This is a genomic window from Caulobacter sp. 17J80-11 (assembly GCF_014349105.1).
Lineage (GTDB): Bacteria > Pseudomonadota > Alphaproteobacteria > Caulobacterales > Caulobacteraceae > 17J80-11.
The window spans coordinates 1-19,134 of record NZ_JACSJI010000020.1 but is presented as its reverse complement, the minus strand read 5'-3'; the positions used below and the strand labels follow the sequence as shown (position 1 = coordinate 19,134).

General features: G+C 74.0%; 10 protein-coding genes. 4 read left to right on the top strand and 6 right to left on the bottom strand.

All coding sequences use genetic code 11. The annotated features are described in order from the left end of the window. Genes H8B08_RS16720 through H8B08_RS19660 form a run of 4 tightly spaced genes read right to left on the bottom strand, consistent with a single transcriptional unit; the run spans window position 1 to window position 5,565 of the window. Window positions 1–1,329 (bottom strand): lipid II flippase MurJ, encoded by a 1,329-nt coding sequence (locus H8B08_RS16720; RefSeq protein ID WP_187451333.1) that lies wholly within the window; start codon window positions 1,327–1,329, stop codon window positions 1–3. Beyond that, window positions 1,329–3,269, bottom strand: a complete 1,941-nt coding sequence (gene asnB / locus H8B08_RS16715; RefSeq protein ID WP_187451332.1) for an asparagine synthase (glutamine-hydrolyzing) — start codon at window positions 3,267–3,269, stop codon at window positions 1,329–1,331. Before asnB ends, H8B08_RS16720 begins: the two co-directional genes overlap by 1 nt. Next, entirely contained in the window at window positions 3,269–4,435 is a 1,167-nt protein-coding gene (locus tag H8B08_RS16710) for a glycosyltransferase (RefSeq protein WP_187451331.1), read from the bottom strand. Before H8B08_RS16710 ends, asnB begins: the two co-directional genes overlap by 1 nt. Next, window positions 4,432–5,565 (bottom strand): glycosyltransferase family 4 protein, encoded by a 1,134-nt coding sequence (locus H8B08_RS19660; protein ID WP_187451330.1) that lies wholly within the window; start codon window positions 5,563–5,565, stop codon window positions 4,432–4,434. Before H8B08_RS19660 ends, H8B08_RS16710 begins: the two co-directional genes overlap by 4 nt. A gap of 165 nt (window positions 5,566–5,730) precedes the next feature. On the opposite strand from H8B08_RS19660, the gene H8B08_RS16700 reads away from it, so the two are divergent. The 4 genes from H8B08_RS16700 to H8B08_RS16690 all read left to right on the top strand — a co-directional run bounded on the left by H8B08_RS16700 (window position 5,731) and on the right by H8B08_RS16690 (window position 10,503). Continuing rightward, a complete protein-coding gene (locus H8B08_RS16700; protein ID WP_187451329.1) occupies window positions 5,731–6,843 on the top strand; it encodes an MraY family glycosyltransferase in 1,113 nt (370 codons plus the stop codon). A 43-nt stretch (window positions 6,844–6,886) separates the two neighbouring features. Then, entirely contained in the window at window positions 6,887–7,327 is a 441-nt protein-coding gene (locus H8B08_RS19655) for a hypothetical protein (protein ID WP_370545506.1), read from the top strand. Between the two features lie 2 nt (window positions 7,328–7,329). After that, a complete protein-coding gene (locus H8B08_RS19650) occupies window positions 7,330–7,878 on the top strand; it encodes an enolase C-terminal domain-like protein (RefSeq protein WP_370545513.1) in 549 nt (182 codons plus the stop codon). Window positions 7,879–8,100: 222 nt separating this feature from the next. Beyond that, window positions 8,101–10,503, top strand: a complete 2,403-nt coding sequence (locus H8B08_RS16690) for a DEAD/DEAH box helicase (protein WP_187451328.1) — start codon at window positions 8,101–8,103, stop codon at window positions 10,501–10,503. A 52-nt stretch (window positions 10,504–10,555) separates the two neighbouring features. Here the strand turns inward: H8B08_RS16690 and H8B08_RS16685 are convergent, their stop codons facing one another. Both H8B08_RS16685 and H8B08_RS16680 read right to left on the bottom strand, forming a co-directional pair. Further along, a complete protein-coding gene (locus tag H8B08_RS16685; RefSeq protein ID WP_187451327.1) occupies window positions 10,556–10,990 on the bottom strand; it encodes a hypothetical protein in 435 nt (144 codons plus the stop codon). A 296-nt stretch (window positions 10,991–11,286) separates the two neighbouring features. Then, entirely contained in the window at window positions 11,287–19,104 is a 7,818-nt protein-coding gene (locus tag H8B08_RS16680; protein ID WP_222934553.1) for an autotransporter outer membrane beta-barrel domain-containing protein, read from the bottom strand. Between the last annotated feature and the right edge of the window lie 30 nt (window positions 19,105–19,134).

Sequence of the window (19,134 nt, the reverse complement as noted above, 5' to 3'; positions counted from 1 at the left end):
TCAGACCACCCGGGCCGGGACAGAGGTCGCGGCCAGCCGCCCGATCGCCACGCGGCCGACGGCGTACATCACCGCGGTGGACAGGGCCACGCCGCCCAGCCCCATCAGCGGAACGAGGACGGCCAGGGCGACGAGCTTGGCGGTGAAGTTGACCAGGCCGATTTTCAGGAAGGCGCCGTAGTCGCCGTTGCTGGCCAGCTTCTGGACCAGGACCATGCCGCTGAAGAAGAACGGCAGTTGCAGCAGGCTCAGGCGGAACACCTCGGTGACCGTACGGGCGTCGTCGGCGGTGAAGGCGCCGCGCTGGAACAGCAACTCGACCCCGAGCGGCGCGAGCAGCCAGCCGATCACCGCCGCGGCGACGCCGAGCAACGCCAGCAGCGCGCTCATGTCCTGGGCCACCCGCCGCTGGCGGGCCGGATCTTCCAGGCCCAGTTTCGAGAAGACGGGAAGGGCGGCGCGGGCGACAGCGAGGGCGCCCAGCGAGGTGGCGAGGCCGATCAGCCGGCCGGCGTAGCCGAGCGCGGCGTTGCCCCCCGGCCCCAACCCCGCGGCGGCGAACTGGTCGAGCACGGAGGTCGCGGTGGTGATCGCCTGTCCGGCGGCGACGATCCCGACGCTCGCGGCCAGCACGCGCCACTGGGGGGCGCTGAACCCGAAGGCCGGGGCCAGCACGCGCCGCTCGGGCTTCTGCAGCAGCAGGGCCAGGGCGACCTGCAGGCCCAGGCCCGCCACCGTGGCCCACACCAGCGGCCACAGGTCGCCCGAGCGCATGGTGAGCAGGGCCGCGATGATGACCGCGGCGGGCGCGGCCTCGATCAGGGTGTTGGCGTATCGGCCGTCGGCCATCAGAAAGGCGGCCAGCACGCCGAAGGCCATCAGCAGCGGCAGGATGAGGACGAGCGGGAGCGTCTGGGCGAACAGCGCGGTGGGAACGGCCGGGGCGTGGATCCAGCCGGCCTGGCAGGCGAGCACGAAGGCCGCCGCCGCCAGCGCGCCGAGCGCGCCGGCGCCGAGGGTCAGGCCCCAGATTTCGCGGCGCAGGACGGCCCCCGACTGCGGCGTCGCGAGATCGGTCTTGATCAGCAGGGGGACGAGCACCGCCGTCGCCACGCTGGCCCAAACCCCCGCCGGCCAGGACAGCAGGTTGAACAGGAACACGTAGGCGTCGGCCTCCGGGCCCGTGCCGTAGCGAGCGGCGACCACGATCTCCTTGGCCGCGCCGACGACGCGGGCGATCCCCGCCAGGCCGGCTACCGCCAGCATGCCTGTGACGATGCGCTTGTGCTCGGGACGCGCGTCCAGCTTCGCGGCCAGCGCCTTGATCATCAGGCCCGCACGCCGTGTTCGACGGCCCACTGCTGAAGCATCAGCACGGTCCAAAGCTGGGATTTATGGTCGCGCTCGCCGGCCAGGTGTTCGCGCCACAGGCGCGCGACGACCTGCGGTTCGAGCAGATCGCCCAGGAGTCCCGTGCCCGGGGCGAGCAGGCTCTCGGCCCAGCCCCGCAGGTCGCCGCGCAGCCAGTCGGCGAGCGGAACGCTGAACCCCTTCTTGGGCCGGTCGAACAGGGCGGCCGGCGCATAGCGGTCAAGCAGCTTGCGCAGCGGCCACTTCCCCAGGCCGTCGGCCGTCTTCACGCGCCAGTCGACGCCGGCGGCGAAGTCGATCACCTCGGGATCCAGCATCGGCGCCCGGGTCTCCAGGCCGGCCGCCATGCTGGCCCGATCCACCTTCACCAGGATGTCGTCGGGCAGGTAGCTCAGGGCGTCGGTGAAGGCGGCCCAGGCGGGCGCGCCGGCGATCTGGCGCTGGTGTTCCGCCTCGTCCAGGACGGTCGGCGGATCGAAGCAGCCGGGCGCGATCTGCCGGACGTCGGTGAACTGGGACATCACCTCCTTGTAGGCGTCGTACTCCGACGGGCGCCGCAGGAAGGCCGCGATGCGCTCGAAGCGGGCCGGCGAAAGCCGGGCGGCCACGCCGGGGCTGACCCGCTCGACGGCGGCTTGCAGCAGCGCCGCGGGCAGGGTTTCCAGGGTGCGGGCGCCGGCGCGGCGGGCCAGCAGCGGGGCGTAGAGGAACACCCACTTGGTGCGGTCCACCAGGTCGTAGCGGTCATAGCCGCCGAACAGCTCGTCGCCGGCGTCGCCGGACAGGGCGACGGTGACGTGCCTGCGGGTCAGCCGCGACAGCAGCAGGGTCGGAATCTGGGAGGAGTCCGCGAACGGCTCGTCGTAGATCGTGCTGAGCGTCGGCGCCACGTCGACCGCCATGCGGGCGTCCACGTAGAGCTCGGTGTGGTCGGTCTTGAGATGTTTCGCGACGGCGGCGGCGAACGGCGCTTCATTTTGCGTCGGGTCGTCGAAGCCGATCGAGAAGGTCCGCACCGGCCGATCCGACTGGGCCTGGGCGAGCGCGGTGACCAGGGAGGAGTCGATCCCGCCGGACAGGAAGCAGCCAAGCGGCACGTCGGCGTCCATCTGCCGGCGCACGGCCCGGCGCAGCACGACGTCCAGTTCGTCCAGGATCTGCGCGTCGGGGCGGCGGCGCGGTTCGGGCCGCGGGAAGCGCCAGTAGGGCCGGCTGGCGGGCTCGCCGGCCAGCTCGTCCAGCGAGGCGGTCAGCACGCGGCCCGGTTCGAGCTTGCGCACGCCCTGATAGATCGAGTGCGGGGTCGGCACGTGGCCGAAGCGCAGGTAGCCGCCCACCGCCGTGCGGTCGAGCGCCGGCGCCCAGGCCGGATGGGCCTCGAAGGCCTTCAGTTCGGAGGCGAACAGGAAGCTCGACCCCGAACGGCCGTAATAGAGCGGCTTCTCGCCGGCCCGGTCGCGGGCCAGGCTGAGCGAGCGCGCCTTCCGGTCCCAGAGCGCGAAGGCGAACATGCCGTAGGCGCCGGCCAGGGCGTCGTCGACGCCGAGCCGGGCGATCGCCTCCAGCAGGACCTCGGTGTCCGAACGTCCCCGCCAGGCCACCGCGCCGGCGCGCTCTTCGACCGTGCGGCGCAGGTCGGGGTGGTTGTAGATTTCGCCGTTGAAGACCAGGACGTAGCGGCCGTCGGCGGAGCGCATCGGCTGGCGGCCGGCCGGCGACAGGTCGAGGATCGAGAGGCGCCGGTGAGACAGGCAGACGCCGGCCTGCGGGTCGCTCCAGACGTCGGCGTCGTCGGGACCGCGATGGGCGATACGCTCGCCCATCGCGCGGCCGATCGCTTCCAGCGCGGCGCTGTCGCGCTCGATCCTGAGATCGACGAAGCCGGCGATGCCGCACATCAGGCGGGTGCTCCCCGCCTGATTTCGGATCGGGACGTGTGCAGGGCCGCGTAAAGCTGGTCGTAGCGCCGGGCGGACGAGGCGATCGAGTAATGGTCTTCGGCCCGCCGCCGGCCGGCCCGGCCCATGCGTTCGCGCGCCTCGGCGTCGTCCGCCAGCAGGACCATGGCCCGGGCCAGGGCGGCCGCGTCGCCGGCCGGGACCACCAGCCCGCCGTCGGCCAGGATCGCCCGGACGTCGGAGATGTGGGTCGCCACGCACGGGACGGCGCACGCCATCGCCTCGCCGACGGCGTTCGGGAAACTCTCGTAGACGGACGGCGCGCAGGCGACGTCCAGCGCCCGCAGGATCGCCGCGACATCCGTGCGGGCGCCGAGACGAATGAAGCGGCCCGCTACGCCGTGGAAGGCGAGCAGGGCGTCCAATTCCGGGGCGTCGGCGGTGCCGGCACCGGCCAGCACGAAGACGGCGCGCGGCCGGAGCCTGGCGACCTCGGCCGCAGCCTCGACGAACAGGGCGTGGCCCTTCACCGGATGGAAGCGGCCGACCAGGCCGAAGGCGACGGCGTCAGCCGGCAAGCCAAGCGCTTCGCGCATGCGCGCCCGCTCGGCCGGATCGGGACGGAAGTGTTCCAGGTCGAAGCCGTTCGGGGCCAGGGCCCGTTCGCGCGGCGCGTAGCCCAGCTCGACGTGGTCGGTCATGGCCGCCGTCGAATTGGCGATCATCAGGTCGACGTCGCGCGACACGACGGCCGCCGCGCGGGTCAGCGCCCGGGTGGGGGCGCTCTCGTGGACCAGCCCTTTGCCCGGCCCGCGCAGGTTCCAGGCCAGCCTGGCCGACGGCGCGGCGAGGGCGCGCGCCAGCCAGGCCAGCAGGTTGGCGTGCACCATCCAGCCCTGCACCACGTCGGGCCGCGCCGCGCGGATCACGGCCAGGAGGCGTGGCAGCCGCAGCAGGGTCGAGGCCGGGCTGCGGGCGCCCAGCGCGATCACCTCGACGCCGGCGGCCTCGATCGTTTCGGCCAGCGGCCCGCGCTCGGTCAGCGACACGACCGTGTGGCGGACCTGGGCGGCATCGGCGTGCGCGACCACGCGCGCGAGCGCGTGCTCGGCGCCGGCGCGCTCCAGGGTCGGGATCAGGTGGACCACGCGGACCGGCGTGCTCATGCGCTGCGCCTGAGCTCCGGGGCCTCTTCGGCGCCCTCCAGCAGCCGCACGGTCGCGCGGCTGACCGTGCGCACGTCGTAGCGGTCTTCGCACAGCTTGCGCCCGGCCCGGCCCAGCGCCTCGGCCCGCTCAAGGTCGGCGCCCAGCTCGACCATCGCGTCCGCGAGGGCCTGCGGATCGCGCGCCGGCACCAGCAGGCCGTTCAGCCCGTGGGTCACCGTCTCGCGGCAGCCGGGCACGTCGGTGGTGAGGACGGCGCGGCCGGTGGCCATCGCCTCCAGATTGGTGCGCGGCGTGCCTTCCCGATAGGACGGCAGCACGAAGACGTGCGCGGCCGCGAAGGCCTCGCGCGGATCGGCCAGATGGCCGCGGGTCTCGATCAGGCCCTCCGCGACCCAGGCGTCGACCTGGGCCTGGGGCACGGCGGCGGGATTGCTGTCGGCGGCGCCGACCAGCACGAAGCGGGCGTCGGGGAGGCGCTGCTTCGCCAGCCGGGCCGCTTCGACGAACTCGTATACGCCTTTGTCGCGCAGCAGGCGGGCCACCATCAGGAAGGTCGGCGGTCCGTCCGGGAAGGCGGCCTGCGTGAAGCGCTTCAGGTCCACGCCCGAGCCGTCGACCAGGCCGACCTCGGTCCTGGGCCCGAGCAGGCGCAGGCCGCGGAAGGTCGCCACGTCGTCGCGGTTCTGGAAGATCGCCAGGTGGGCGCGCGCCAGGGCCTGCCGGTAGCCGGCGCGCGCGGCGAAGCCGACCACGGCGCGCTTTAGCCCGCGGCCTGGCAGGAAGGCGTAGCCGAGGCCCGGGATCATGGCCGTGCGTCGCGGCACGCCGGCCAGGGCGCCGGCCAGCATGCCGTAGATCACCGGCTTGATGGTATGGGCGAACAGCACGTCCGGGCGTTCGGCGCGCAGGATTCCGACCAGGCTTGCGAAGGCGTGCAATTCCCGGAGCGGGTTCAGCGCCGCCTTGGCGATGCCCCAACGGACGAAGCGCACGCCGTCGTCGTGGAAGACGGCGAGGTCGAAGCCGGTCTGAGCCGGCGCGATCGCCGTGACCCGCCAGCCGTGCTCGACGAAGGCTCGCATGACCGGACGACGGAAGGCGTGGAGGTAGGCCGGATCGGCGCCCACGGCCGGCCTCGCCTAGTGCATCCGGCCGCATGAGGTCCCCCCCGGGATCGCGCCTCTCGCTCTTCGTACGCCATGGTTATGCGAATCTTGTGAGCCGCGGCAATTTCCAATAGCCTCGCTCGATCATCGCACGTCGGTCGGCGGGACTGGACGCGAGCGAAATCCATGTGGACGGCCTATGCGCTGGTTGTCCTGATCGCGGCAGCGTCCTGCGCCGTCGCCTTGTGGCGTCTGGGGCGGGTCGCGCCGGCGCTCGGACTTGTCGACCATCCCCGCGGGCGCAAGCGGCATGGCCGCGCGACGCCGCTTGTCGGCGGTCTGGCCGTCGTCCTCGCCGTGTTCGCCGCGCTGGCCCTCGCGGCGGCTGCGGACTCGCGCACGGCGGCGGCGCTCAGCGCGATCGCCGACCGTTCGGGCCTGCTCCTGGGCGTGGCCGTGCTGGCCCTGGTCGGGGCGTTGGACGATCGCCGCCCGATCAAGGCGCGCTACAAGCTGGGATTCCAGCTCGCCTGCAGCATGTGCGCGGTGGGGCTCGACCAGGTGGTCGTCACCGAGGCCGCGGGCGTCGGCCTCGGCGCTTTCGCGCGACCCTTCACCATTATGGTCATGCTGACCGTCGTAAACGGCTTGAACATGCTCGACGGAGTGGACGGTCTGGCCGGGGGCCTGTCCCTTGTCGGTCTGCTGTTCATGGCGCTCGCCGCCGCGGCCGGCGGTCTGGCGGGTGAAAGCGCGCTGCTGTTCGCCTTCGTCGGCGCGCTGGCCGCCTTTCTGGCGGTCAATTTTCCGGTCCGATCGAGCAGCCAGGCGTCGGCGTTCCTGGGCGACGCGGGCTCCCTCGTCCTTGGCTTCGTGCTGGCCTATTTCGCCGTCGGCCTGAGCGGCTCGCCGGATCGGATGTTCAGTCCCTCCGTCGCGCTCTGGTTCTTCTTCGTCCCTGTCGCCGACACGGTGCTGCTCTACCTGCGCCGGAACGCCCGCGACGGCGCGCCGTTTTCGCCCGGGCGTGACCACGTCCACCACATCCTGATGCGGCGGTGGTCGGCGCGCACCGTGTGCTGGCTTCTGATCGTCGCCGGGGCCGGCATGGCCGGGCTATCTCTCCTGGCCGAACGCGCGGGGCTGCCGCCCGCCGGTCAGGCGGCGACCTGGGGTCTGGCCTTCCTGCTCTACGCTCGAGCGACGCGCCGCCCGTGGACCGCGGCCTGGCTGCGCAGCCGGCGCGCCGAACGGCGGGCTGCCGCCCAGCCCCAGGCCGTTCGGGCGCGCGCCGCCTGACGCCGGCCTTGACTGTCGATGCACGGTTGGTGACGAACGGGCCATGAGCTCCAGCCTCGTCGTCAGCCGCAGGCTCTGGCCGCTGAAGGCCCCGTTCCGCATTTCGCGCGGGGTGAAGACCGCCGCCGAGACGGTGCAGGTCGAGATCCGCCGCGCCGGCGCGACCGGCCGGGGCGAGGCGGTCCCCTACGCCCGCTATGGCGAGACGGTCGAGGGCGTGATCGGTGAGATCGAGGCGGTTTCGGCGGCGGTGGCCGACGGGGCCCCGCGTGCCGAGCTTCTGACCTTGCTGTCCGCCGGCGCGGCCCGCAACGCGGTGGACTGCGCGCTCTGGGACCTGGAGGCGCGGCTGAGCGGCGTTTCCGTCGCCGACCGGATCGGCCGGCCGCTCCCGGCCACCATGGTCACCGCCGTGACCGTCAGCCTGGATGCGCCGCAGGCCATGGCCGCGGCGGCGCGCGCGGTGGCCGCTCGCCGTTGCTGAAGGTGAAGGTCGACGCCGACGATCCCGCCGCGCGCATCCGCGCGGTGGCGCAGGCCGCGCCGGACGCGCGACTGATCGTCGATCCGAACGAGAGCTGGGACTTCGCCCTGCTGGAGCGCCTCCAGCCGCTGCTGGGCGAGCTGGGCGTGGCCCTGGTGGAGCAGCCCCTGCCGGCGGGCCAGGACGAGGCGTTGGAGGGCTTTCAGCCTTCAGCCCCGATCTGCGCCGACGAGAGCGCCCACGTGACGGCCGACCTGGGCGCCCTTCGCGGCCGCTACCAGGCTGTGAACCTCAAACTGGACAAGGCCGGCGGCCTGACCGAGGCGCTGGCCATGCTGGGGGCGGCGCGGGCGTCGGGCTTCCAGGTGATGACCGGCTGCATGGTTTGCCCGTCGCTGGCGGTCGCGCCGGCCCTGCACCTGGCCGCCCAGTCCGACTTCGTCGACCTCGACGGCCCGTGGTGGCTGTCGGAGGACTGGAAAGGCGGCGTGGTCGTGCGCGACGGGCGGATCGCGCCGCCGGTTCCGGGCTTCTGGGGTGAACCCGGCTAGACCCCCGCGACGGGGCGCCCCCTGTCGTTCCTGTGGAAAATGCGCTAGGTGGCGCCCGTGGTCGGCGAAGGAGCCCGGCCGCGCGCCCAGACGCGGCGCCCCAGACCGCCCTTCAACTTCGCTCAAGCGAGTTCTCACCACCTCCCCGGGGCCGCCCCCGGGGACGCCTCATGCACCGGCCATGGCGCCGGACGGCCGCTCCCCCGGCCGGATTGGAGTTCTATGACCTTTCCCGCGATCAACCCGGCGCTCGACCGCGCCTTGGCCGAGCAGGGCTACACGCAGGCCACGCCGGTCCAGCAAGCCGTGCTGGAAGCCGACGCCGCCGAGCGCGACCTGCTGGTCTCCGCCCAGACCGGCTCGGGCAAGACCGTGGCCTACGCGCTGGCCTTCGCCTCGACCCTGATGGGCGAGGCCGAGCGGCTGCCCGCGCCGGAGGCGCCGCTGGCCCTGATCGTCGCGCCTACCCGCGAGCTGGCCCTGCAGGTGCACCGCGAGCTGACCTGGCTGTACGCCCACGCGGGCGCCAAGCTGGTCACCTGCGTCGGCGGCATGGACTCGCGGCGCGAGCAGCGCGCCCTGGAGGCCGGCGCCCATATCGTGGTCGGCACGCCGGGCCGCCTGCGCGACCACCTGGAGCGCGGCAACCTCGACGCCTCGGCGCTGCGCGTGGTCGTGCTGGACGAGGCCGACGAGATGCTCGACCTCGGCTTCCGCGAGGACCTGGAGTTCATCCTCGACGCCACGCCCTCCGAGCGCCGCACCCTGCTGTTCTCGGCCACCATCGCCCGCGACATCGCCGCCATGGCCAAGCGCTACCAGCGCGACGCCGTGCGCATCGACACCATCGTCGCCAACGAGCCGCACGGCGACATCACCTACAAGGCCGTCCGGGTCGCCCCGAACGAGGTCGAGCACGCGGTCGTCAACATCCTGCGCGCCTACGAGGTGCAGGGCGCCATGGTGTTCTGCTCCACCCGCGAGTCGGTGCGCCGCCTGCACGCCAACCTGCAGGAGCGCGGCTTCGGCGTCGTCGCCCTGTCCGGCGAGCTGACCCAGAACGAGCGCACCCGCGCGCTGCAGTCGCTGCGCGACCGGCGGGCCCGGGTGTGCGTGGCCACCGACGTGGCCGCGCGCGGCCTCGACCTGCCCGACCTCGGCCTGGTGATCCACGCCGAGCTGCCGATCAACAGCGCCACCCTGCTGCACCGCTCGGGCCGCACCGGCCGGGCCGGCCGCAAGGGCACCTCGGTGCTGGTCGTCCCCTACAACCGCCGCCGCAAGGCCGAGACGCTGGTCGCCGGCGCCAAGGTCGAGGTGGAGTGGGGCGGCCCGCCGCAGGCCGACGAGATCCGCCGGGCCGACCAGCAGCGCCTGCTGGAGGACGCGATCTTCACTGACGAGGTCGCGGACGAGGAACTGGCCGCCGGCCAGATCCTGCTGGAGGGCCGCACGGCCGAGCAGGTCGCCGTCGCCCTGCTGCGCCTGCACCGCTCGCGCCTGCCCGCGCCGGAGGACCTGTTCGACGCCCCGCCGCCCGAGCGCGAGTTCGGCGAGCGCGCCCCGCGCGAGACCGGCCCGCGTCCGGAGATGGAAGGCGCGTCCTGGTTCCGGGTGAACGTCGGCCGGCGCAACAACGCCGACCCGAAGTGGCTGATCCCGCTGATCTGCCGCCTGGGCCACGTGACCAAGCGCGAGATCGGCTCGATCCGTATCTTCGACAACGAGACCAAGTTCGAGATCGCCGCGCCGGTGGTCGAGCGCTTCGGCCAGGCGGTGGAGGGCGCGGCCGAGGGCGGCGCCAAGATCCAGCCGACCAACGCGCCCGCGCCGCGCAGCTTCCGCGACGGCCCGCGCGAGGACCGTCCGCGTCCGGAGCGCAAGTTCGCCGAGCGCAAGCCGCGCGAGGAGGGCGAAGAGCGCCCCCGCCCGAAGCGCGACTTCGGCGCTCCGCGCGCCGAGGGCGAGCGGGCCTACGGCAAGCCGCGCGACCGCTTCGAAGCCGACGAGCGTCCGCGCCCGAAGCGCGAGTTCGGCGCCGACCGGGCCGAGGGCGAGCGTTCCTACGAGCGCAAGCCGCGGGAGCGGTTCGAGGGCGAGGAGCGTCCGCGCCCGAAGCGCGATTTCGGCGCCGAGCGTGGCGGCGAGGAGCGTCCGTTCGCCAAGCGCAAGTACGAGGACCGTCCGGCGCGCGACGAGACCGCGCCGCGTCCCAAGCGGGACTACAGCGCCCGCGCCGAGGGCGGCGAGCGCAGCTACGGCGAGCGCAAGCCGGGCCGCGAGAACGGCGGCTACGAGCGCCCGCGTCGCGAGTACGGCGAGCGTCCTGCGGCCGAGCGCAAGTTCGGCGAGCGCCCGGACTGGAAGAAGCGCGACGAGGGGCCCCGTAACGAACGCTCGGGCGAGGACCGCCCGTACAAGCCGCGCAAGGCGGCCGAGGCCAAGCCGGCGCGCGGCGAGTGGAGCCCGTTCGATCGCGCCGAGGAACGCCCGGTCAAGGCGCACCGCAAGGGACAGGCTCCGGCCGGCGACTGGGCCGGCGCGCCGCGCAAGCCCAAGGCCGTCGCCAAGCCGAAGGGCAAGCCGGTCAAGAAGTCGAACGGCGCCGGCAAGCGCGCCTTCTGATCCTGAACGAAAGCCGCCCCCGCACGGACCCCGTGCGGGGGCGTTTTCGTATTCAGAACGGCAGCGCCCTGAGATCGGGTTCGACCCAGGCCCGGCGCGCCTCGACCGAGAACAGGACCGGCTTCGACCAGTAGGCCAGCGGCCAGTCCGAACGGCCGAACTCCGAGGCCAGCAGGCCGTCCAGAGCCTCGTGCAGCGGCGCGTCGGCCGGACGGCGCGACAGCTCGGCCCGGGCCGCGCGCATGGACGCCAGCGTGATGGTCTCGTGGTAGCCGCCGGTGTCGGTGTTCTCCACGCCGGTGGCCAGGTTGTAGGCGCGGATCAGGTCCGGCATGTCGCCGAGCGCGCTGGCCGGGCGGCTGCGCCACAGCCACAGCGCGGCGGCGAAGTGGCCCGCGTGGGTCCATTCGGCCTTGGGCAGGGTCTTGTCGATCACGCCCAGACCGATGCGGTCGATGTCGGCGTCGGAGGAGATCAGGGTCGTCATGGTTTGGGCTCCTGGAAGGGGAGGCGCCCGGCGAGGCTCGTAAAGCAGAAACCCCGCCGGAGGCGGGGCTGCGGGGTTCGGGCCGTCTGGCCCTTGTCGACGTGACGTCAGGGCCGGAGGCGAACGCGCGCGAGCACCGCCGTCGAGCGGTGTTGCTGCTGTTGCTGGCGCGAGGCGGTCCGGACCATGGGCTCAAGTCTAGGGAAGCCCGGTCGGCGGTCAACCGTCGCCTGAAACGAAGAACGCCCCCGCACCAGTCGGCGCGGGGGCGTTTTCGTGTCCGACGACCGAAGGCGTCAGAACCGGATGGCGGCCTTCAGACGGCCGCCGTGGCGGTCGTGTTCCTGGCCGTACTCGCCGTCGTAGGCGAGGGTCAGGTTCCAGCGCTCGGCGCCGATCAGGTCGATGCTGGCCTGAACGGTCGCCATGGTCTCGTCGAGCGTCGAGGTGGTCACGAACGGCCGGGTCGACGGCGACAGGCCCTCGAAGCTGGCCGGCACGCCGAACTCGGCGTCCGGACGCCAGGCCAGGCCCACCGTCAGCGACGGACGCACGGTGACCGAACCGGCGTCGAAGTCGCCGCCCATCTCCAGCTGAGGCGCGAAGGTGAAGATCGTCCGGTTGTCGCCGTCCGAGACCAGGTTCAGGCCGCCCGCGCCGCGCTCGCTGAAGCCGTCCATGCTGAACTGGGTGACCGAGGCGTCGGCCAGGGGCTTCAGGTACAGGGAGCCGAACTCGAACAGGCGAGCGGCGCGCAGTTCGGCGGTGACGAAGGTGAAATCGACGTCCGCCGTCGCGCGGGCGCCGGGGACCAGCGCGGTGCTGGCGTCGCGCCAGGTTTCGAACGAGCCCTTGCCGACCGCCATGGAGGCGGCGACCAGGGTCGGCCCCGACTGACGCTTCACCGCCGCGCCCAGCTTGTAGAAGTCGCCTTCGGCCCCGCCCAGGGCGCGCTCCAGGCTCTGGTCGTGACGGTCGACGCCGATCGCCACGCCCAGGCGCCAGTTCTCGGAGACCGAGCGCTGATAGCCGGCCGAGAACTGGGTCACGTCGTCGTGGAAGGCCCAGTTCTCGCTGGTCGGGCTGCGGTCCAGCGTGCGGGTGACCACCTGGCCCCACAGGCAGTCGCCTTCGGCGATCGGGGCGTCAGCAGTGTGGGCCAGCTTGCAGCTCAGCACCGCGTCGGCCATGTCCTCGCCGGCGAAGTAGGCCGCGTACATCGGCGAGAGGTGCACTTCCGACGACATGTGGTCGAAGGCGGCGCGGTACTCGTTGATGTCGGACATCGCGCCCAGGTAGGCGAACAGCAGGCCCAGGTCGTCCGAAGCGCCGCCCTGGTGCAGGCCGTCGTTGATGTGGTCGCCGACCGCCTTGGCGTTGCGGCGGTTCAGCGGATCGTCGAACCGCGGCGTGACCGCCAGCTGCAGGTCGTTGCCGGAGACCACCACCGAGTAGTCCAGCGCCAGGGTGTCGGCCACGAACACGCCGTTGTCGACCGCCGTCGTGCCGGCGTCGACGAAGGTGCGCGGGCCGTCGTCCTCAAGCGACAGAAGGTTGACCTTCAGCACGCCGTCGATCGCCGCCGAACCGGTGACGTTCAGGAGGTCGGCCGCCTCGTCGCCGAAGCTGAAGTCCAGGATCCACAGGCCGCTGTCCGGCTGGACGAAGTCGCCGGTCAGGGTGGTGGTCTGGGTCGACCAGTAGGCGCCCACCACCGACAGCGGGCTGGCCGCCGCCGGGGCGCCCGACGGCGCGGCCGCGGCGGTGGTGGCGACTTCGAAGCCGGCGAACCAGCCGGCCGTGCGCGGGCCGTCCTCGGTGGCGGTGTCGCCCAGCTCGAGGGTGCCGGCGTTGGTCAGGGTGCCGCCGCCCAGGTCGACGTACTGCAGGGTGCGCAGGCTGGCGTCGACCTCGTTGTCGAAGGCGTTGGAGCCGGTGTCGAGGTCGATGTTGCCGTAGGTCGAGCCGAAGTTGTTGATGTGGTCGTTGCCGTCCGTGCCCAGGATGGCCAGGTGCGACAGGGCCGAGACCGCCCCCATCAGGTCGATGGTGTTGTTCAGGCCGCCGTCGATGAACACCGCCTTGCCGTAGACGCTGCCGCCCAGGACGTCGCCGTTCAGGGTGGCGACGATGTCGTGGGCGCCGTCGACCGCCTTGCTCTGGAACAGGGCGCCGACGCCGTTCTTGTCGGGCGCGGCCAGGTCGCCGATGTGGTTGACCGTGACCTTGCCGCCGGTGCCGTCGCCGCCGAACGAGCCGATGAAGCCCAGCCCGATCTCGCTGCCGTACAGGCCGCCGCCGCCGCCGATCGACTGGGCGAAGATGGCCGTCGCGCCGTCGCCCAGGACCAGGATGTTCCCGCTGGTGTTGACGGTCACGTCGCCGCCGTCGCCGCCGTTGCCGGCGAACGGGTTGATGCCGAGGTCCAGGCCCCAGTTGCCGATGCCCAGCGACATGTCGCCGGCCACGCCGCCGCCGCCGCCGACCGACTGGGCGAAGATGCCGTAGGCCCCGTAGCCCTCGGTGACGATGTCGCCCGAGTGGTTGACCGTGACGTCGCCGCCGTCGCCGGCGTTGCCGCCGACGCCCGAGAACGACACCTGGCCGATGGTGCTGATCGAGCCCAGGCCGCCCACGCCGCCGCCGCCGCCCACCGACTGGGCGAACACGCCGAAGGCGTTGTCGCCCTTGGTGTGGATCGAGCCGGTGTTGGTGACGACGACGTCGCCGCCGTCGCCGGCGACGCCGCCGGAGCCGCCGAAGCTGATGCCCAGATCCGGCGCCTGGGTGGATTCCGCGAAGTCCTTGGCCGCCTGCAGGTCGCCGATGGTCGACATGGTGGCGCTCATGCCGTCGCGGTAGGCGTCCGTGCCGTCCCGCTCGCCGTCCACCGAGCCGCCGATCCCGCCGCCGCCGCCGACCGACTGGGCGAACACGCCGGTGGCGAAGTCGCCTTCGGTCAGGATGGCGCCCGAGTTGGTGACCCGCACCACGCCGCCGTTCCCGCCGCCGGCGCCTTCGCCGCCGATCGAGACGGTGCCGGCCAGGCCGGAACCGCCGTCGCCGCCGCCGCCGCCCACCGACTGGGCGAACACGCCGTAGGACTCGCGGCCCTTGGTCCAGATCACCCCGCCGTTCAGCACGGTGACGTCGCCGCCGTCGCCCGAGGCGCCGCCCTTGCCGCCGACCGCGATCTCGGCCGCCTTGGCCTCGCTCTTGTTGAAGTTGTCGATGAAGTCCACGACCGTGTCGCCGTCGTCGGCGACCGAGCCGCCGACCCCGCCGCCGCCGCCGACCGACTGGGCGTAGACGCCCGCGGCGCCGTCGCCCTCGGTGACGATCGCCCCGTCGTTGTCGACCAGCACGTCGCCGCCGTCGCCGGCCGCGCCGCCGTCGCCGCCGATCGAGATGGTGACGTCTTTCTGGCCCTTGCTGCCCGCGGCCTTGGTCGAGAAGGCCATGGCGTAGCCGCGGGCGTCGCCGCCCGCGCCGCCGCCGCCGCCGACCGACTGGGCGAACACGCCGCGCGCGGCGTCCTCCAGCGAGTGCAGCAGGCCGGTGTTGGTCACCGTCACGTCGCCGCCGTCGCCGGCCGCGCCGCCCTTGCCGCCGACGCCGACCGCGTAGGCGCCGCCCTTGCCGGCCCCGAAGCTGCCGGCCACCGCGGTGGCCACCCCGGCGTCGCCGCCGCCGCCGCCCACCGACTGGGCGTAGATCACCGAGGCGCTGACGCCGGCGGTCTGCAGCATGCCGGAGTTGGTGACGAACACGTCGCCGCCGTGGCCGCCGGTGCCCCCGTCGCCGCCCAGCGAGACCGCCAGGCTGTGCGAATTGGCGCCGTAGCTGGCCGAGGCCGCGCCGCCGGCCATGTAGTCGTCGAAGCCGTCCTTATCGATGCCGGCCATGCCGCCGTGGCCGCCGCCGCCGCCCACCGACTGGGCGAACACCGCGTAGGATTCCTCGCCGAAGGTGGTGACGTCGCCGGTGGTGGTGACGTGCACGTCGCCGCCGGTCGCGCCGGTGCCGCCTTCGCCGCCGAGGCTGAGGGTGACGTTCTTGCTCTGGGTGCCGCCCAGCGCCATGGCGCCGCCGGCCCCGGCGGCGCCGCCGCCGCCGCCGACCGACTGGGCGAACACGCCGATGGAACCGTCGCCGCCGGTGGTCACGGTGCTGGAGACGGTGACGTTCACCTCGCCGCCGGTTCCGCCCTTGCCGCCGCGGCCGCCCAGGCCCACGCCGATGTTGATCGAGTTCGACTGGCCGATGACCCCGCTCATGCCGAGGCCGCCGTTGCCGCCGCCGCCGCCGATCGACTGGGCCAGCACGCCGTGCGACTGGCCGCCGACGGTGACGATCTCGTCGCCGGTGGCCACGACCGTGACCGCCTCGCCGTCGCCGCCGCCGCCGCCGAAGCCGCCGAGGCTGACCGCCAGGTTGACGGTGCGCTGCTGGTTGAGCGAGCCGGCCAGGGCGCCCGACCAGCCGCCGTTGCCGCCGCCGCCGCCGATCGACTGGGCGATGATGGCGCTGGCGCCCTCGCCCAGGGTGCCGACGGAGTTCTCGACGGTGACCGTCACCTCGCCGGCGTCGCCGCCGGCGCAGGACGGAATGGACCCGCCGTTTTCGTTGTAGTCGGCTTCCTGCACCAGGCAGCCGCCCAGGGCGGCGCTGACCGACACCTGGTTCTGGCCGCTGGCGACCAGCGAGCCGGTCAGGGCGCCGCCGCCGTTGCCGCCGCCGCCGCCGATGGACTGGGCCAGGACGCCCGCCGCGCCGTCGCCCTCGGTGACCACCACGCCCTGGGTGGTCAGGTTGACCTCGCCGCCGTTGCCGCCGTTGCCGCCGTTGCCGCCGAGCGCCAGGCCCACGGCCGCGTTCTTGGAGCTCGAGAGCGCCGCGTTCAGCGTGCCGGCGAAGCCGCCGTTGCCGCCGCCGCCGCCGATCGACTGGGCCACCACGCCGGCCGACAGGTCGCCGAGCGTGTGGACGCCGCCGCGGCTGAAGGCCTCGACTTCGCCGCCGTCGCCGCCGACGCAGACCGCCGAGAGCGAGAAGCAGCCGCCGACGCTGACGCCGACCGCCAGCGAGTTCTGGCCGAGGCCGGCGAACGAGCCCGACAGGGCCATGCCGCCGTTGCCGCCGCCGCCGCCGATGGACTGGGCCAGGAAGGCGAAGGCGTTGTCGCCTTCGGTGGTCAGCACGCCGGAGCTGTCGACCTGCACCAGGTCGCCGTCGCCGCCGTTGCCGCCGTTGCCGCCGACCGCCGCGGTGAGGGCCGCGGCGTTGGTTGTGCCGGCCGCCGCGCTGATCGCGCCGGACCAGCCGCCGTTGCCGCCGCCGCCGCCGATCGACTGGGCGACCAGGGCGGAGGCGTCGGCGCCGAGGGTGGCGATGCGCGAGGTGCTTAGCACCTCGACCTGGCCGCCCTTGCCGCCGCCGCCGCCGGCGCCGCCGACCGACACGCCGCCGGTCACCGAGTTGGTGCCGCCCGCCGCGACGCCGCCCTGCAGGGCGAAGCCGCCGTTGCCGCCGCCGCCGCCGATGGATTGGGCCAAGAGGCCGATGGAGCCGTTTCCGTCGGTGGTCAGCTGGCCGTCGCTGGTCACCTTGACCAGGCTGGAGAGGCCGCCGTCGCCGGCGCTGCCGCCGATCGAGGCGCCCAGCGACACCGAGGTGGTGGAGGAGAGCGCGCCGGTGATGTTGCCCGACCAGCCGCCGTTGCCGCCCCCGCCGCCGATCGACTGGGCGATCATGGCGTGGGCGTAGTCGCCGTGGGTGGCGATGACGGAGTCGCTGTCGACCTCGACCTCGCCGCCGATCCCGCCGCCCGCGCCCGAGCCGCCGAGCGCCAGGCCCAGGCTGACCGAGGTGCTGCTGCTGACCGCCAGCGAGCCGTTCAGCGCGAAGCCTCCGTTGCCGCCGCCGCCGCCGACCGACTGGGCGAACAGGCCGTGGGCGTCGTCGCCCTCGGTGATCAGCGTGCCGTCGCTGATCACGGTGACCTTGGACGAATTGGCGCCGGAGCCGCCGTTGCCGCCGATCGAGGCGCTGGCCACCGGCGAGGCGCCGGAGGAGCCGGCCACGGTGATGGCGCCCGACCAGCCGCCGTTGCCGCCGCCGCCGCCGACCGACTGGGCGAACACGGCGTGGCCGCCCTCGCCCAGGGTGCCGACGTCGGCGTGGTTGGTGACGTTGACGATCCCGCCGATCCCGCCGGAGCCGCCCGTGCCGCCGACCGCGACGCCGAGCGCCACGGCGTTGCCCCCGCTGCCGCTGACGTTGCCGGCGACCGCGAAGCCGCCGTTGCCGCCGCCGCCGCCCACCGACTGGGCGAACACGCCCATGGCGCCCGCGCCGTGGGTGAGGATGGTCCCGTCGGTGGTCACGTCGACCAGCGAGCCGATGCTGCCGGGGCCGCCCGCGCCGCCGACCGCCGCGCCCAGGGCCACGGCGTTGGAGCCGGACCCGGCCACGTTGAACGAGCCGCTCCAGCCGCCGTTGCCGCCGCCGCCGCCGATCGACTGGCCGACCACGCCGTGGGCGTAGTCGCCCCAGGTGGTGACGTCGTTCAGGCTGTCGAGGTCGATCTCACCGCCCTTGCCGCCGGCCCCGCCGGCGCCGCCCAGCGACAGGCTGGGGGCCACGCTGACGCTGCCGGAGAAGGCCAGGGCGCCCGACGCCGCGAAGCCGCCGTTGCCGCCGCCGCCGCCGATCGACTGGGCGATCACGCCGATCGAGCCGTCCTCGGCGGTGTTGATCTCGCCGGTGTTGTAGAGGGTGACCTTCTTGCCGTCGCCGGCCGCGCCGCCCTTGCCGCCGACCGCCGCCGCGGCCGAAACCGCCACGCCGTCGGAGCCGGAAGCCGCCACCGAGACGCTCCAGCCGCCGTCGCCGCCGCCGCCGCCGACCGACTGGGCCAGGATGCCGTGGGCGTTCACGCCGCCGGTGGTCACGTTCGAGGCGTTGTAGACGTCGACCACGCCGCCGTTCCCGGCCGCGCCGCCGTCGCCGCCCACCCCGACCGAGGCCGAGACCGAGGCGCCGATGCCGCCGCTGACCGCCGCGGCGACCGAATAGCCGCCCGCGCCGCCGCCGCCGCCGACCGACTGGGCGAAGATGCCGTGGGCGTTGTCGCCGTCGGTGGTGATCTCGCCGCCGCCGCCCGGACGGGTGTCGACCGTCACGTGGCCGCCGAGGCCGCCGGCCCCGCCCTTGCCGCCGACGCCGACCGCGACCGAGCCCCACGCCCCGACCGAGCCGGACACGCCGAAGCCGCCCTGGCCGCCGCCGCCGCCGACCGATTGGGCGAAGACGCCGTAGCTGCGGTCGCCCAGCGTCTCGATGCCGCCGGTCCCGAGAACCGTGACCTCGCCGCCGTCGCCGCCGCGGCCGGCGTCGCCGCCGACCGCCACGCTGGCGAACAGGCCGCCCGCGGCCGCGAAGCCGCCGTTGCCGCCGCCGCCGCCGACCGACTGGGCGAAGATGCCCGCCGCGTCGTCCTTGTCGGTGGAGATCGAGCCGTTGTTGGTGACCTTGACGACGCCGCCGGCCCCGCCGCCGGCGCCCTTGCCGCCGATCGCGGCCATGCCGCCCGTGCCGCCGCCGTTGCCGCCGCCGCCGCCAACGGACTGGGCGAACACCCCGATCGAGCCCAGGCCCTGGGTGTCGACGGAGCCGCTGTTGGTGACCGTCACGTCGCCGGCCGCGCCGCCGCCGGAGCCGGTGCCGCCGACCGCCACCAGGCCGCCCGCGAAGCCGCCGGAGCCGCCGCCGCCGCCCACCGACTGGGCCATGACCCCGTAGGAATAGTCGTCGGTGGTGGTGATCTCGCCGGTCGCCGTGTTGGTCATGAACACGTCGCCGCCGTCGCCGCCCTCGTCGCTGGAGCCGCCGATGCCGACCACGCCGCCGGCGCCCCCGCCCGAGCCGCCGCCGCCGCCGACCGACTGGGCCATGGCGCCGTGCGCGCGCTTGCCGTCGGTGGTGATCGAGCCGCTGTTGGCGACCGTCACCTGGCCGCCGTTCCCGCCTGCCGAGCCGCCGCCGCCGACCCCGGCCAGGCCGCCCGCGCCGCCGCCGAAGCCGCCGCCGCCGCCGACCGACTGGGCGAACACGCCCGTGGAGTCGTCGCCCTCGGTGTGCAC